The following is a 14,121-nucleotide window of genomic DNA, read 5'->3' on the forward strand; positions in this document are numbered from 1 at the left end:
GCCGCCCGGAGCGACATGCGCTCTCAGGCCGGGTTCGCGTCGCGCTTGTCGTCGACCGACTTCACCAGGCGCCAGGCGACCGGAAGGATCGACGCGGCGAGCAGCCATTTCACGACGCCACCGGCGATGAACGGGTAGAAACCGACCGCAAGGAGGGTTCCGATGTCGTTGGCGAGGCCCATCGTGCCGAGGATCATGCCGAGGTACGGGATTCCGAACAGGAACGGCACAAGGCTCGCTCCGAGGAACGCGAACAGCGACAGCACCGGGCGCTTGTCCCAGTTGCGCTCCGCGAGCCAGCCGATGAAGGCAGCGGCGGCGATGAAGCCGATGATGAATCCGAACGACGGCTTGGCGAGGGCTGCGATGCCGCCGGTCGCACCGGCGAAGATCGGCATGCCCGCGAGGCCGAGCAGCATGTAGGTGGCGAGTGACACTGCGCCGCGCCAGGCGCCGAGCGACGCACCGACGAGCAGGACGCCGAGCGTCTGCCCTGAGACCGGAACCGGCCACATCGGGATCTCGATGAGGGCCGTCGCGCTGACAACGGCGACGCCGACGAGCATGAGCGCGATGTTGTTCGCCACGGTGCGGGGCACAACGCGGTCGGCGATGGTCAGTCTCGATGGGGCAAGGGTTGCAGTCGTCATGTGTTCTCCCAGATGCGCACATGCCGCGTTGGCGGCACTGCAGAACACACTATCCGTAATCGAGGGGTCGCCGGTTGTTGTGTCGGCGCAAGCCGGAACGACAATCTGTGACGGAAACCTCTAACGGCAGCGGAGTCGCTTGTGCACGTCGAGCGCGAGTGTCGTCGCACCGACATCGTGCACGCGAACCCCCCAGATCCCCGCATCGGCGAGCAGGGCGCTCAGCACGGCGGTCGGAAGGTCACGGTCTGTCATGGGCGCCCCGTCGTCGAGCAGAGCGCCCAGGAAGCGCTTGCGCGACGCACCGACGAGAACGGGCATGCCGATCGACTGGAGTTCGTCCAGCCGTGACAGGAGTTCCCAGTTGTGCTCGGCCGTTTTCGCGAAACCGAGCCCCGGGTCGAGAACGATTCGGTCGCGCGCAACACCAGCCGCTTCGACTGCAGCGAGCCGGTCGAGCAGTTCCGAACGGACATCGTTCACCACGTCGTCGTAGGAGGAGCGCGAGTCCATCTCGGCGCTGTGACCGCGCCAGTGGCTGAGTACGAACGTCACATTTGTCGCCGCGGCGACGGATGCCATCGCCGGGTCGGCGAGCCCGCCGGAGACATCGTTGATGATCTCGACTCCGGCGTCGACGGAGACGCTGGCGGTGTCGGCGTTCATCGTGTCGACCGAGAGACGGATACCGTCGGCAGCGAGAGCGCGGATCACCGGCAGGATGCGCCGTTGCTCTTCCTCGCTGCCAATACGCTCGGCGCCGGGACGCGTCGACTCGCCCCCGACATCGATCAGAGTCGCGCCCGCTGCGGCCAGCGCCCTGCCGTGCGCGATCGCGGACGCGTGGTCGAGGTACTGCCCGCCGTCGCTGAAGGAGTTCGGCGTGACGTTGAGGATGCCCATGACGTGCATCCGCGAGGCACCGGTCGTCATGACCCCGGCCGCGCGAGAAGCGAGATGATCTCCGCCCGCCGTGCGGGTTCGCTGAGTTCTCCGCGGCTCGCCACGGTGAGGGTCGACGAGTTCTCCTGCCGCGATCCCCGAGTGGTGACGCAGCCGTGGACGGCGTCGAGGACGACGAGCACGCCGCGCGCGCTCAGCCCGCGATCGATTGCATCGGCGATCTCTTCGGTGAGCCGTTCCTGGACCTGCGGTCGGGAGGCGAGCACATCGACGACCCTCGGAAGCGCGCCGAGGCCGACGACCTTTTCGTCGGGCAGGTAAGCGATGTGGGCGACACCGAGAAAGGGAAGCAGGTGGTGTTCACAGATGGAGCGGAAGGAGATGTCACGCACCACGACGGCTTCACCCGGTCCGTCGCTGCCGACCGGAATGGCATCCGACAGAAGATCCAGAGGGTTCTCGCCCAGCCCATGGAAGAACTCCCCGTACGCTTCGGCCACCCGCTGCGGCGTTCGCGCGAGCCCTGGGCGTTCCGGGTCCTCGCCGATCGCGACGAGGAGTTCCGTCACGGCGCGCCGGATGCGTTCCGGGTCCATCCGGCCGGCTCCGGTGCCCCCCATCGGGTTACGCCGTTGCCGGTCGGGGGTTGACCTGCGGTGCGCGGACCGGCGGGGTGCCACTCTCGACGCCTCCGTCGGTCACACCCGGGTCGATCGGGGCCTTCGAAATCGGCACGGCGATCGGCGGGTGGTCAGAGACCGGGCGCTTCGAGCTCGAGAGCCACTGCGGGCGCGGCGGGAGCTTGCGGATGTTCGCGAAGATCTCGGCGAGCTGGTTGTGGTCGAGCGTCTCTTTCTCGAGGAGCTCGGCAGCCAGACGGTCGAGGATGTCACGGTTGTCGTTGAGAACCTGCCACGCTTCGTCGTGCGCCTGCTCGATGAGCGCGCGGACCTCCGCGTCGACCGTCTCGGCCATCTCCTCCGAGTAATCACGCTGGTGACCCATGTCGCGGCCGAGGAAGACCTCACCGCTGGACTGACCAAGCTTGATGGCTCCGACGTTCGCGCTCATGCCGTACTCGGTGACCATCTTGCGCGCGATGCCCGTCGCCTTCTCGATGTCGTTCGAGGCTCCCGTGGTCGGGTCGTGGAAAACCATCTCCTCGGCGACTCGACCGCCCATGGCGTAGGTGAGCTGGTCGAGCAGCTCGTTGCGCGTGACCGAGTACTTGTCCTCGAGCGGAAGCACCATGGTGTAACCAAGGGCGCGGCCGCGCGGAAGGATCGTGACCTTGGTCACCGGGTCGGTGTTGCGCATGGCTGATGCCGCGAGGGCGTGACCACCCTCGTGGTAAGCGGTGATGAGCTTTTCCTGGTCCTTCATCACGCGGCTGCGGCGCTGCGGGCCCGCCATGACGCGATCGACGGCCTCGTCAAGAGCCCGGTTGTCGATGATCTGTGCGTTCGACCGCGCGGTCAGTAGAGCTGCCTCGTTCAGAACGTTGGCGAGATCAGCACCGGTGAAGCCAGGGGTTTTGCGCGCGAGCACGTCGAGATCAACGCTCTCAGCCATCGGCTTGCCCTTGGCGTGAACCTCCAGGATGCGGGTGCGTCCCTTGAGGTCGGGGGCGTCGACGCCGATCTGGCGGTCGAAGCGGCCGGGGCGGAGAAGAGCGGGGTCGAGAATGTCCGGACGGTTCGTCGCGGCAATCATGATGACGTTCGCCTTGGGGTCGAAGCCGTCCATCTCGACGAGCAACTGGTTGAGCGTCTGCTCGCGTTCGTCGTGCCCGCCGCCCATGCCTGCGCCACGGTGGCGACCGACGGCATCGATCTCATCGACGAAGATGATGGCCGGGGCGTTCTCCTTGGCCTGGGTGAAGAGGTCACGCACGCGGCTCGCACCGACACCGACGAACATCTCGACGAAGTCCGAACCCGAGATCGAGTAGAACGGAACCCCGGCTTCACCCGCGACCGCGCGGGCGAGCAGGGTCTTTCCTGTTCCGGGAGGGCCATAGAGCAGGACACCCTTCGGGATGCGGGCACCGACGGCCTGGAACCGGGCGGGCTCCTTGAGGAAGTCCTTGATCTCTTCAAGCTCCTCGATCGCTTCGTCGCTGCCCGCGACATCCGCGAAAGTGACCTTCGGCGACTCCTTCGAGACGAGCTTCGCCTTCGACTTGCCGAACTGCATGACCTTCGATCCGCCGCCCTGCATGCTCGAGAGCATGATCCAGAAGAAGACACCGATCAGAAGGAGCGGGAGAAGAAGGCCGAGTGCTGAGAGCCACCAGCTCGGCTGGGGAACCTTGTCGGTGAATCCATCGCTGGGCGCTGCGGCATCGACGGCTGCGACGACGTCTTCAGCGCGGGCCGTGAGGTAGTAGAACTGCACGAGCTTGCCGTTGTCGCCGTCGGCCTTGGCGAGGGTGAGGTCCGCCCGGTTGTCGCCCTCGGTGAGGGTGACCGCGGTGACCTTGCCGTCGTTGAGCAGCTCGAGACCGTGATCGGTCGTGACTTCGCGCATGCCGTTGACGTTGAGCAGGCTCGACCCGACCCAGAAAACAATGATGGCGATCAGGATGTAAGGGAGCGGGCCCTTGAAGATGCGCTTGAAGTTCATAGTTCGGATGAGCGGATGCCCAACACCCTTTCTGAAGGTACGGCGGGGCGGCGAACGCCCCGTGAACTCAAGGCTATCCCCAGAACGCTGGGCGAGCCCTCTATGTTCGCCGAAGGGAGAACGGCGCGCGGATCAGGCGTAAACGTGCGGAGCGAGCACAGCGACATCTCGCAGGTTCCTGTAGCGCTCGTCGAAGTCGAGTCCGTAGCCGACGACGAAGTCGGTGGGGATGTCGAATCCGACGTACTTGCAGTCGATCTCAACCTTCGCAGCCTCCGGCTTGCGGAGCAACGCGCAGACCTCGATGGATGCCGCGCCACGCGACGCGAAGTTGTCGAGAAGCCAGGACAGCGTGAGTCCTGAATCGATGATGTCCTCCACGATGAGCACGTGACGGTCGGTGAGGTCGGAGTCGAGGTCCTTGCGGATCTGAACCACGCCGCTCGACTTTGTTCCGGCCCCATAGGAGGAAACAGCCATCCAGTCGATGGAGACGTGCTTCTTCATCGCCCGCGACAGGTCAGCCATGACCATGACGGCGCCCTTCAGCACGCCGACGAGGAGGAGGTCCTTGCCTTCGTAATCCGAGTCGATCTGAGCGGCGAGCTCCTCCAGCTTGTCGTGGATCTGCTGTTCCGTGACGAGGATGGTCGTAAGGTCGCCTGCAATGTCGCTCGATTCCATGTCCTCATCCTATCCGGGACTCGGAATCGTTCCCGCGTGCGGTGAACACGATCAGGGCCCCGTCACGCCTCACCCGGATGCCGGGAACATCGATCGGTCCCTGCCCACGCCAATCGGTCACGAGGCGTGCAATCTCGAGAGTGTGGCCGCGATCAAGCGACTGGCCGAACTCGCTCGACGCGACGAGGCGCACAATCCGGTTGCGAAGTGCCGCCGGGTTCACCGCGAGGGCGCTCACCGACACCGCAATGCCCGCCTCCGCGGGCTCACAGATCTCCTCGATTATCTCCTCAACCATGCGGTCGAGCGCTTCGGAGTCCTCCCGCAGCTGCTCGGCTGTGCGGGCGAGCGCGTCGGCGATTCCCGGTCCGAGTTCACGCTCGAGCGTCGGGAGAACGGTGTCGCGCACCCGCACCCGGCTGAACCGGGAGTCCGAATTGTGTGGATCCGTCCAGGGCTCGAGCCCCTCCGCGGCACACGCGGCATGGGTCGTCTCGCGGCGGATGCCGAGGAGCGGCCGCAGGTAGATGCCGTTCACCGGAGCCATGCCGCGGAGGCTGGCTGGGCCTGAGCCTCTGGCCAGTCCAAGCAACACCGTTTCTGCCTGATCGTCGAGCGTGTGACCGAGAAGAACGGCACCGGCATCCGTCTCCCCCGCGACCTCGACAAGTGCTCCATACCGCGCATCGCGCGCCGCGGACTCGGGCCCGCTCCCCCGCGACACCTCGACGCGCCGAACGACGACGGGCGCCAGGCCCAGACGCTCTGCAGCCGCAGCCGCCCGGTTCGCCACCTCGCCCGAGGCGACCTGCAGATCGTGGTCGACGATCACCGCGCCAGCCCGCAGTCCGAGTTTCGGGGCCTCGAAAGCCGTCGCGGAAGCGAGGGCGAGGGAATCGGGGCCACCGCTCAGTGCCACAAGCACGAGTGACCCCTCCGCCAGCCCGGAGCTCCGGACAGCGGTGAGGGCTCGGCGGACCCCGAGGCGCACGTCGGCGACCGCCGGGGAGAGCGGCGGATGGCGGCGAGAACTGTTGTTGGGCATCAAGTAACGTTATTGCAGACTTTCAGAACCAAAGGAGCACAACCTTCATGGCCGAATATGACGTCGTCGTAGAGATCCCCAAGGGCAGCCGCAACAAGTACGAGGTCGATCACGAAACCGGCCGGGTGTACCTGGACCGGGTTCTGTTCACCGCTTTCAGCTACCCGGTCGATTACGGCTACTTCGAGAACACACTCGGGCTCGACGGCGACCCCGTCGACGCGCTCGTGCTTCTCGAGTACCCGGTCTTCCCCGGCGTCGGCATCAAGGTGCGTCCGGTCGGCGTGCTCAACATGAGCGACGAAGCCGGCTCCGATGCCAAGGTCGTCTGCGTTCAGCACAAGGACCCGCGCTGGGCACACATCCAGGACATCACCGATGTTCCCGAGCAGACGCGCAAGGAACTCGAGCACTTCTTCGCTCGCTACAAGGACCTCGAACCCAACAAGTGGGTCACCATCGAGGGCTGGGGCGACGCCGCAGAGGCGGAAGCCATTGTCGAAGCCGGCATCGTCAAGCTGCGTGAAGAAGGCAGCCACTAGGCATCCGTTCTCGTGCGAAGAACCCCGCAGCCGACGCCGGCCTGCGGGGTTTTTCGTTCCCGGCACCCTGATTTTTCGGCTCAGCGGATCTCGTTTTGGCAAATCGCGCTGAGACCCGTATGCTTCTTCTCGGTAGTTACGGAGCCCTCACAGGCTCTCGGCCCCATCGTTTAGTGGCCTAGGACGCCGCCCTTTCACGGCGGTAGCACGGGTTCGAATCCCGTTGGGGTCACATAGCTACTACACTGAAGTACAAGTAAAAAAGTAAGGCCCTGTAGCGCAGTTGGTTAGCGCGCCGCCCTGTCACGGCGGAGGTCGCCGGTTCAAGTCCGGTCAGGGTCGCTGAAGTGAAGAGCCCTTCCGAAAGGAGGGGTTTTTCACCTTCCAGCGGCATTAAGCCGTTGGGCTCTGTAGCTCAGTTGGTAGAGCGCACGACTGAAAATCGTGAGGTCACGGGATCGACGCCCGTCGGAGCCACTGAAATCCTCGTAAGGCTTCTACTTGCGGGGATTTCTTCATTTAACGCCTCCGCACGCTGACGATTCGCGCCGGACTCCGTCGCTGACTTTCTGCTTACGCGCCCGCAGGATATCGGGATGAAATGAACGCGATGTTAAGAACTGAGGAATCCTCACCCCTATATCTGGGGGCACCGCCGCGCTCGCGTTGGCCGCTACTGTCGAGACTACGCCGAACATGAGACAACCTCGCTTTTAATCTCGAAGCGGGCTCCGTACCCCCTGGGGGAGGTCTCGGGTTCACTGTCCGCCGAGAGGAGCCAGCATGCCCGCCACCACCCACCCCGATTGCCAGGCCGCAGCCGCCGGCGCTGGGGCAATCCGATGACGGAGGTCAAGCAGCGCCTCGTGGCGCCCAGCCCGGTGCGTCCTCGCTTCCGCGCGCACTCCGAACGCTTTGCCACCGCGCCGAGTCCGCGAACCGCCACGCCTGCCCCTCAAGCGACCGAGCGCGTCTGGTCCCGCAACTTCCGGCACCGTCTTCAGGTGACGGATGCCATCACTGTGTTCGGAGCCGTCGGCCTTGCGTTCTTCGTGCGGTTCGGACTTGACGAGTCGATCAACGACTTCGCTCGGGTCGAGACCCAATACAGTCTCATCTCCGTCACCATCATCGTGGCGTGGCTGGTCGCCCTGGCTGCATTCCGCACCCAGGACTCCCGGGTCATCGGCGCAGGAGCGAGCGAATACAAGCGCATCGTCAACGCGAGTGCGACAACGTTCGGCTTGCTCGCGATTCTCTTCCTGATCTTCAACATCGATGTCGCGCGTGGATACTTCCTCCTCGCCCTCCCCGTTGGGACTCTGGGGCTCCTAGCTGCCCACTGGTTGTGGCGTAAGTGGCTCATCTCGCAGAGAAACCACGATCACTACCTGTGCCGTGCTGTCGTCGTCGGCACGCTGGACGAAGTCGGGTACGTCATCCGTCAGATTCAGCAGAAATCGGGAGCCGCATACAACGTGGTTGGCGCAGTCGTGTCAGATGCCGATGAACAGCTGCACACCGTCACCACGGGCCCCAAGCCCGTCACCGTCCTCACCGGAGTTGACCCGGCCGACGCCGCGAAAGCGGTCGGAGCCGACGCCGTGATCGTCGCCGGCCAGCCGGAAGGCGGCGCCGAGTTCATCCGCAGCCTTGGCTGGCGGCTCGAAGGAACGGCAACAGACCTGGTACTTGCTTCGCGGCTCACGGATGTCGCAGGCCCCCGCATTCACTTCCGTCCGGTCGAGGGTCTGCCGCTCATCCACGTGGAGATCCCGCAGTTCGAAGGCGGCAAGCACGTTCTCAAGCGCGCATTCGACATCGTGGCCTCGGGCCTCGGGATTATCGCGCTCGCTCCGATCTTTGCTTTCGTCGCTCTGGCGATCAAGCTCGACGATGACGGGCCGGTGCTCTTCAGCCAGGAACGTGTCGGCCGCAACGAAAACCGCTTCATGATGCTCAAGTTCCGCTCGATGGTCACCACAGCCGAGACCGACCTCGAAGCCCTCATCGCGAAGAACGAGGGATCCGGTCTTCTGTTCAAGATCAAGGACGACCCACGCGTCACCCGGATCGGTCGCGTCCTCCGCAAGTTCTCGCTCGACGAACTTCCCCAACTGTGGAACGTGTTCGTCGGCGAAATGAGCCTGGTCGGGCCGCGTCCGCCGCTCCCCCGGGAGGTCGAGGCCTATGAAAGCCACGTCCACCGCCGCCTGTACATCAAGCCCGGCCTGACCGGCATGTGGCAGGTGAACGGCCGAAGCGACCTCAGCTGGGACGAAAGCGTCCGGCTCGACCTGTACTACGTCGAGAACTGGTCTTTGACCGGGGACCTCATGATCGTCTGGCGCACGGTCAAGGTCCTGCTCAAGCCCGTCGGCGCCTACTGACATGAATGTCACAACCCGGAGACAACACCTATGACACAGCGAATCGGATACGCCGGTGGAGCATTCGACCTCTTCCACATCGGACACCTCAATATCCTCCGCCACGCGAAGAGCCAGTGCGACCATCTCATCGCGGGGGTCGTTTCTGACGAGATGCTGCTGTTGAACAAAGGGATCACACCCGTGGTTCCGCTGGTCGAACGGCTCGAAATCGTGCGCAGCATCGACGTCGTCGACGAGGCGATCGCTGAGGTGCACACGGACAAGCTCGACACCTGGCGCGACGTGGGCTTCAACGTCTATTTCAAAGGCGACGACTGGAAGGGAACCGAGCGTGGCATGCGCCTCGAACGAGAATTCGCCGCCGTCGGCGTCGAAGTCGTCTACTTTCCCTACACGCTGTCCACCTCGAGCACGATTCTGCGCCGCGCCCTCGACAGCCTCGCCGGCGTCGACTCCGACAGCAACAGCAGCGTTGAACGTCGCTGACCTACGACTCCAGAACAAAAGGAAACGATCATGGCAAAGACCGCTCTCATCACCGGAGTGACCGGACAGGACGGCTCGTATCTGGCCGAACTCCTCCTCGAGAAGGGCTACGAAGTGCACGGCATCAAACGCCGCTCTTCGCTGCTCAATACCGGCAGGATCGACCACATTTATCAGGACCCGCACACCGAGAACCAACGGTTCCAGCTCCACTACGGCGATCTCACCGATGGAACGAACCTGACGCGCATCATCCAGGACGTGCAGCCCGACGAGATCTACAACCTCGGCGCGCAATCCCACGTCGCCGTCAGCTTCGAGGAACCGGAGTACACGGCTGACGTCGACGGCCTGGGCACGCTTCGGCTGCTGGAATCGATTCGCCTGCTCGGGCTCACGGAGTCCGTCCGCTTTTACCAGGCATCCACGAGCGAGCTGTATGGCCTCGTCCAGCAGATACCGCAGACGGAATCGACTCCCTTCTACCCCCGGTCGCCTTACGCCGTCGCCAAGCTGTACGCGTACTGGATCACAATCAACTACCGCGAGTCCTACGGCATGTATGCCTGCAACGGGATTCTCTTCAACCACGAGTCACCCCGCCGTGGCGAAACATTCGTCACGAGGAAAATCACGCGCGGGCTTGCCCAGATCGCACTCGGACTCGACCCGTGCCTGTATCTGGGCAACATGGATTCCCTCCGTGACTGGGGCCACGCCAAAGACTATGTCCGCCTGCAGTGGATGATGCTTCAGCAGGACGTTCCTCAGGATTTCGTCATCGCGACAGGCGAGCAGTACTCGGTGCGGCAGTTCGTCGAATGGAGCGCAGCAGAACTTGGCATCACGCTTCGCTTCGAGGGGTCTGGCGTGAACGAGGTCGGCATCGTCGACTCGGTCGAGGGCGAAGCGGCAGCATGCCTCTCCCCCGGTGACGTCATCGTGCGGGTCGACCCCCGCTATTTCCGTCCCGCCGAGGTCGACAGCCTCCTGGGAGACTCGACGAAGGCGCAGTTCCTCCTCGACTGGCACCCTCAGGTGGGCATCCGTGAGATGGTCTCCGAAATGGTTCACGCCGACCTCGATGCCATGCGGCGAGTGGCTCTGCTGAAAAAGCACGGCTACGCGGTTCCCGTCGCCCTGGGGTCGTAATGTCCGCCGGTAAGCGCGTCTGGGTTGCCGGCCATCGCGGGATGGTCGGATCGGCTATCGTGCGGCAACTCGAAGGCACAAACTCGGAGGTGCTCACGATCGGCAGGGAGGACGTCGACCTGACCGATCAACGAGCGGTCTCGGCCTTCGTGCAGTCCAGCGCGATCGATGAGATCTACCTGGCTGCCGCACGAGTCGGAGGCATCCACGCGAACAACACCTTCCCGGCTGATTTCATCCTCGACAACCTCCTCATCGAGGCGAACATCATCAAGGCGGCTCACGACGCCGATGTGAACAAACTCCTGTTCCTCGGGTCATCGTGCATCTATCCCAAGAATGCGCCGCAGCCAATGAATGAGGCGAGCATGCTCACCGGCACGCTCGAGCCAACCAACGAGCCATACGCCATCGCGAAGATCGCGGGGATCAAGCTGTGCGAAAGTTTCAACCGCCAGTACGGTCGTGACTATCGCAGCGTCATGCCGACCAACCTTTATGGCCCGGGCGACAATTTTCACCCGACCGACAGCCACGTTCTCCCGGCGCTCATGCGGCGGTTCGTCGACGCGAAGCAGTCCTACGCCGACGAAGTCGTGATCTGGGGAAGCGGGACGCCCCGTCGGGAGTTCCTTCACGTCGACGACATGGCTGCAGCGAGTGTGCACGTGATGAACCTGGATTACGGGACCTATGCCTCGGTGACCGAACCGATGCTGTCGCATCTGAACGTCGGAACCGGCGTCGACTGTTCCATCCGTGAGCTCGCCGAGTTGGTTGCGTCGATCGTGGGCTACTCCGGACCCCTCCGGTTTGACACCTCGAAACCGGATGGGACCGCGCGCAAACTGCTCGATGTCTCTCGCATTCACGCTCTTGGATGGCGCGCGCAGATCGGCCTCGCCGACGGCATCCGCGACACCTATGACTGGTTCCTTTCGGAAGGCGCTGATATCCGTGGACGCTGACAAGCCCGCGATGCGGGTGACGATCGTCGGGCTCAATTATTCTCCCGAACCGACCGGAATCGCCCCGTACACTGCCGGCCTCGCGGAAGGACTCGTCTCGCGAGGGCACGCTGTCCATGTGGTGACCGCGTATCCGCACTATCCCCAGTGGGAGATTGCAGCCGGCTACACCGGGCAGACCCACGAAGAGGAGATCGACGGCGTCTCCGTCCTGCGGGTGAAGCCATACGTTCCGAGGAAGCCAACGAGCCTGAAGCGGCTGGCGATGGAGCTGCACTTCGGTGTGCGAGCCCTCTTTTCGCCCTGGGAAGCGCCAGACGTCGTGATCCTCGTCACCCCGGCGCTCTTTGCTACCCGACTGATCCAACTGCGTGCACGACTCGCCCGCATCCCCACGTGCGTGTGGGTCCAGGACATCTACTCCCTTGGCATCGCTGAGACGGGAGCAGGAAGCAGGGCGGCCCGTGCTGTCGCCCTCATCGAGCGCTCGTCACTGCGGGCGGCAAGCAGAGTCGTCGTGATCCATGACCGGTTCCGTCGGTACCTGTCAGCGAACCTCGGGATCGACGCGGATTCCATCGACGTCGTTCGCAATTGGTCCCACATCGACACGGATGCCCTCCGCCACGACGAGTCCATTCGCGAACGTTTCGGCTGGGAATCCGATGACATCATCGTGTTGCACGCGGGCAACATGGGCGCCAAACAGGGCCTTCTCAACGTCGTTCGTGCTTCGCAATTGGCGGACGAACGCGGCTCCCGCATCAGGTTCGTCCTCCTCGGCGACGGGAACATGAGGGAAACCCTCGAGGCCGAAGGCCCCAATCCGAGGCTCCAGTTCCTTGACCCGCTGCCGGATGGCGCGTTCGAGGCGGCGCTCGCCTCCGCCGACATTCTGCTCGTCAATGAACTGCCCGGACTGACCGAAATGTCGGTTCCCAGCAAGCTGACGTCGTACTTCGCGACCGGCCTTCCGGTAATCGGATCCGTCGACGAACGGAGCACCACTGCGGAGGAATTGCGCTCAGCCGACGCCGGGCCCATCGTCGATCCGACGCGACCGATCGACCTCCTGCTCGCGGCCGAGGAACTCGCCGCTGATCCCGAACGGGCGGCGCGTCACGGCCTGTCAGCGCAGGAGTTCCGACGGAACATGCTGACCGCCGAAAGTTCGATCTCGCGATTCACCGCCATCATTTCAGAACTGGCGGCTTCTGATCATTCGACGACGACCGTCGAGTACTCGACCGCGATCGGTTCCGCGTAGTTCTTGCAGAGCCAGAAGTACCCTCCGCGGTGGCTGGTGTCATTTGCCGCAGCCTCCCACGCGAGGTTCCGATCCCTGCTGATCGCGACCCGCGACTCACTCACGGAGACGACCAGGTCGATCCATTCGCCAACTTTCGGGGCGGGCGTCGACACGAAACTGAGCATGCGGCCCTCCGCTGACCCCTCTTCGCGTTCGTACAGCTCGAGAGACCCGTCCGCCAGCAAAACGGCGTGATACCCGCTCACCTGAGACGGAACACCCACCCGATATGGCAGGTCACTGTCGAGCCCGAACGCGATTCCGGCGTGCTGGGTTTTAGCGGGGAGCTCTTCGGGCCAGCGGAGCCGGAAGGAGATTTCGAAGTTCGTGGAATCGATGGGTGAGAGTGACCCCATCAGGTAGCTCTGGATGTCGGGATAGTCGAGGAGCACCGTGCCGGTCTTCGCTGTGATCTTCGGTTGCACCTTCCAGCCCAGATCGACGGTCCACGGCAAGTCACCAGCCGCTCTCACGCCGGCCGCAAAGCTGTCGCGCATCGCCAGGGCCGACGACGACATGACATAGGGGATGTTCGAGCACATCATCCCGACGACCCCCAGCGCGGCGAGGCGGTCCCGGTCTGACCGGTAGTGAACCTCCCAGACGATGACGGGCTTCTTCGTCGCGACCAGATCTGTGATGAACTCGTCGGTTGCCGAGTGGTGAGCTCCCAGGTAATCAAAGCTGTCGACGATATCCTGAGTCGGCTGGATCTCCGACGTGAAGTACCCCCACGCTTTGTATCCACGCTCGCGTGCCAGCTTGTGTTGTTGCCCGCCGGCCCATTGCTTCCACACCATGTGGCTGGTGGCGTCTGGATAGGAGTCGAGCAGGTCGAGGAGCGCCTTCGTGTTCGTCCCCTGCTTGTCCTCGATGAAGAGAACTCTGCCGTCAGCGAGCTCGTCCAGTACATCCTTCAGAAGCGGTATGGGTTCCGGGGCGACGCTCGGGCCGAGCCACGCAGTGGCGTTGTTCTTCAGACCTGACAATTCTTTCCAGGTCGTGTCTGCAATCTTGCGGTCCACCCCGGTCAGTCGTTGCGTGGTCTGGTCGTGGTGGCAAACGAGCACACCGTCGGATGTCGCGTTCACCGAAATCTCAATGGCATGCGCGCCCGCCTCCGCGGCGCTCCGGTAAGCGGTCGCTGTGTGCTCCGGCCAGTTATCACCGGATCCTCGGTGGGCGATGTAGAAGGGAGCGAGATCGAACAGCTGGGCAATGGTCGCCACTCCCGCGGGGCTGACGGGTGTCGGCGGATTCGGGGCTGCCGGCCGAACGTCTGGCCGCGCGCACGAGGAGAGCAGCAGTACTGCTGCTCCCCCCAGAACGAGGTGTCGTCGCCCAATCCCCACTGACGTCATCCG

13 protein-coding genes and 3 tRNA genes are annotated in these 14,121 nt (G+C 63.9%); 9 read left to right on the plus strand and 7 right to left on the minus strand.

Annotated elements, in window-relative coordinates; genetic code table 11:
• Positions 1-23: 23 nt before the first annotated feature.
• The 6 genes from ACWA1Q_RS12095 to tilS form a co-directional block, all read right to left on the minus strand.
• A complete protein-coding gene (locus ACWA1Q_RS12095; protein WP_463757651.1) occupies positions 24-650 on the minus strand; it encodes a biotin transporter BioY in 627 nt (208 codons plus the stop codon).
• A 120-nt stretch (positions 651-770) separates the two neighbouring features.
• Complete coding sequence (folP, locus tag ACWA1Q_RS12100; RefSeq protein ID WP_463757653.1) at positions 771-1,583, minus strand: dihydropteroate synthase; 813 nt, start codon at positions 1,581-1,583, stop codon at positions 771-773.
• Positions 1,580-2,173, minus strand: coding sequence for a GTP cyclohydrolase I (gene folE / locus ACWA1Q_RS12105; RefSeq protein ID WP_463757654.1), 594 nt, complete (start codon positions 2,171-2,173; stop codon positions 1,580-1,582). The genes folP and folE overlap by 4 nt, the downstream gene beginning before the upstream one ends.
• Positions 2,174-2,177: 4 nt before the next feature.
• The gene (gene ftsH / locus ACWA1Q_RS12110; RefSeq protein WP_463757656.1) at positions 2,178-4,178 is read right to left on the minus strand and encodes an ATP-dependent zinc metalloprotease FtsH; all 2,001 of its coding nucleotides are present in this window, start codon (positions 4,176-4,178) and stop codon (positions 2,178-2,180) included.
• A gap of 132 nt (positions 4,179-4,310) precedes the next feature.
• A complete protein-coding gene (hpt, locus tag ACWA1Q_RS12115; protein WP_121673782.1) occupies positions 4,311-4,862 on the minus strand; it encodes a hypoxanthine phosphoribosyltransferase in 552 nt (183 codons plus the stop codon).
• A gap of 4 nt (positions 4,863-4,866) precedes the next feature.
• Complete coding sequence (gene tilS, locus ACWA1Q_RS12120) at positions 4,867-5,907, minus strand: tRNA lysidine(34) synthetase TilS (protein ID WP_463757657.1); 1,041 nt, start codon at positions 5,905-5,907, stop codon at positions 4,867-4,869.
• A gap of 47 nt (positions 5,908-5,954) precedes the next feature.
• Between tilS and ACWA1Q_RS12125 the strand changes: the two genes are divergently transcribed.
• The 9 genes from ACWA1Q_RS12125 (at position 5,955) to ACWA1Q_RS12165 (ending at position 12,715) form a co-directional block, all read left to right on the plus strand.
• Entirely contained in the window at positions 5,955-6,449 is a 495-nt protein-coding gene (locus tag ACWA1Q_RS12125; RefSeq protein WP_121673784.1) for an inorganic diphosphatase, read from the plus strand.
• A 159-nt stretch (positions 6,450-6,608) separates the two neighbouring features.
• Positions 6,609-6,681: transfer RNA gene (locus tag ACWA1Q_RS12130), tRNA-Glu, on the plus strand.
• Positions 6,682-6,717: 36 nt separating this feature from the next.
• Positions 6,718-6,791, plus strand: a tRNA-Asp gene (locus tag ACWA1Q_RS12135).
• 62 nt (positions 6,792-6,853) lie between these two features.
• Positions 6,854-6,926 (plus strand) — tRNA-Phe (locus tag ACWA1Q_RS12140).
• 365 nt (positions 6,927-7,291) lie between these two features.
• Positions 7,292-8,839 carry a sugar transferase gene (locus ACWA1Q_RS12145; RefSeq protein WP_463757659.1) on the plus strand — a complete coding sequence of 516 codons (1,548 nt, stop codon included), beginning with the start codon at positions 7,292-7,294 and terminating at the stop codon, positions 8,837-8,839.
• A gap of 30 nt (positions 8,840-8,869) precedes the next feature.
• Positions 8,870-9,328 (plus strand): FAD synthase family protein, encoded by a 459-nt coding sequence (locus tag ACWA1Q_RS12150; protein WP_463757661.1) that lies wholly within the window; start codon positions 8,870-8,872, stop codon positions 9,326-9,328.
• Positions 9,329-9,358: 30 nt separating this feature from the next.
• Complete coding sequence (gene gmd / locus ACWA1Q_RS12155; protein ID WP_463757662.1) at positions 9,359-10,480, plus strand: GDP-mannose 4,6-dehydratase; 1,122 nt, start codon at positions 9,359-9,361, stop codon at positions 10,478-10,480.
• Positions 10,480-11,448 (plus strand): GDP-L-fucose synthase, encoded by a 969-nt coding sequence (fcl, locus tag ACWA1Q_RS12160; RefSeq protein ID WP_463757664.1) that lies wholly within the window; start codon positions 10,480-10,482, stop codon positions 11,446-11,448. The genes gmd and fcl overlap by 1 nt, the downstream gene beginning before the upstream one ends.
• Positions 11,438-12,715, plus strand: coding sequence for a glycosyltransferase (locus ACWA1Q_RS12165; protein ID WP_463757665.1), 1,278 nt, complete (start codon positions 11,438-11,440; stop codon positions 12,713-12,715). Before fcl ends, ACWA1Q_RS12165 begins: the two co-directional genes overlap by 11 nt.
• Here ACWA1Q_RS12165 and ACWA1Q_RS12170 read toward each other — a convergent pair.
• Positions 12,667-14,118: a glycerophosphodiester phosphodiesterase gene (locus tag ACWA1Q_RS12170; RefSeq protein ID WP_463757667.1), complete on the minus strand. Its 1,452-nt coding sequence runs from the start codon at positions 14,116-14,118 to the stop codon at positions 12,667-12,669. The two genes, ACWA1Q_RS12165 and ACWA1Q_RS12170, sit on opposite strands and share 49 nt — an antisense overlap.
• Positions 14,119-14,121 lie beyond the last annotated feature (3 nt).

The sequence above is a fragment of the Mycetocola sp. TRD_SC_2 genome, from assembly GCF_055361225.1.

Coding starts and splice junctions, on each gene's coding strand:
- ACWA1Q_RS12095 (WP_463757651.1), bottom strand. CDS start 650: ATGACGACTGCAACCCTTGCCCCATCGAGACTGACCATCGCCGACCGC.
- ACWA1Q_RS12145 (WP_463757659.1), top strand. CDS start 7,292: ATGACGGAGGTCAAGCAGCGCCTCGTGGCGCCCAGCCCGGTGCGTCCT.
- fcl (WP_463757664.1), top strand. CDS start 10,480: ATGTCCGCCGGTAAGCGCGTCTGGGTTGCCGGCCATCGCGGGATGGTC.
- ACWA1Q_RS12150 (WP_463757661.1), top strand. CDS start 8,870: ATGACACAGCGAATCGGATACGCCGGTGGAGCATTCGACCTCTTCCAC.
- ftsH (WP_463757656.1), bottom strand. CDS start 4,178: ATGAACTTCAAGCGCATCTTCAAGGGCCCGCTCCCTTACATCCTGATC.
- hpt (WP_121673782.1), bottom strand. CDS start 4,862: ATGGAATCGAGCGACATTGCAGGCGACCTTACGACCATCCTCGTCACG.
- folE (WP_463757654.1), bottom strand. CDS start 2,173: ATGGGGGGCACCGGAGCCGGCCGGATGGACCCGGAACGCATCCGGCGC.
- folP (WP_463757653.1), bottom strand. CDS start 1,583: ATGACGACCGGTGCCTCGCGGATGCACGTCATGGGCATCCTCAACGTC.
- ACWA1Q_RS12125 (WP_121673784.1), top strand. CDS start 5,955: ATGGCCGAATATGACGTCGTCGTAGAGATCCCCAAGGGCAGCCGCAAC.
- ACWA1Q_RS12170 (WP_463757667.1), bottom strand. CDS start 14,118: ATGACGTCAGTGGGGATTGGGCGACGACACCTCGTTCTGGGGGGAGCA.
- gmd (WP_463757662.1), top strand. CDS start 9,359: ATGGCAAAGACCGCTCTCATCACCGGAGTGACCGGACAGGACGGCTCG.
- tilS (WP_463757657.1), bottom strand. CDS start 5,907: ATGCCCAACAACAGTTCTCGCCGCCATCCGCCGCTCTCCCCGGCGGTC.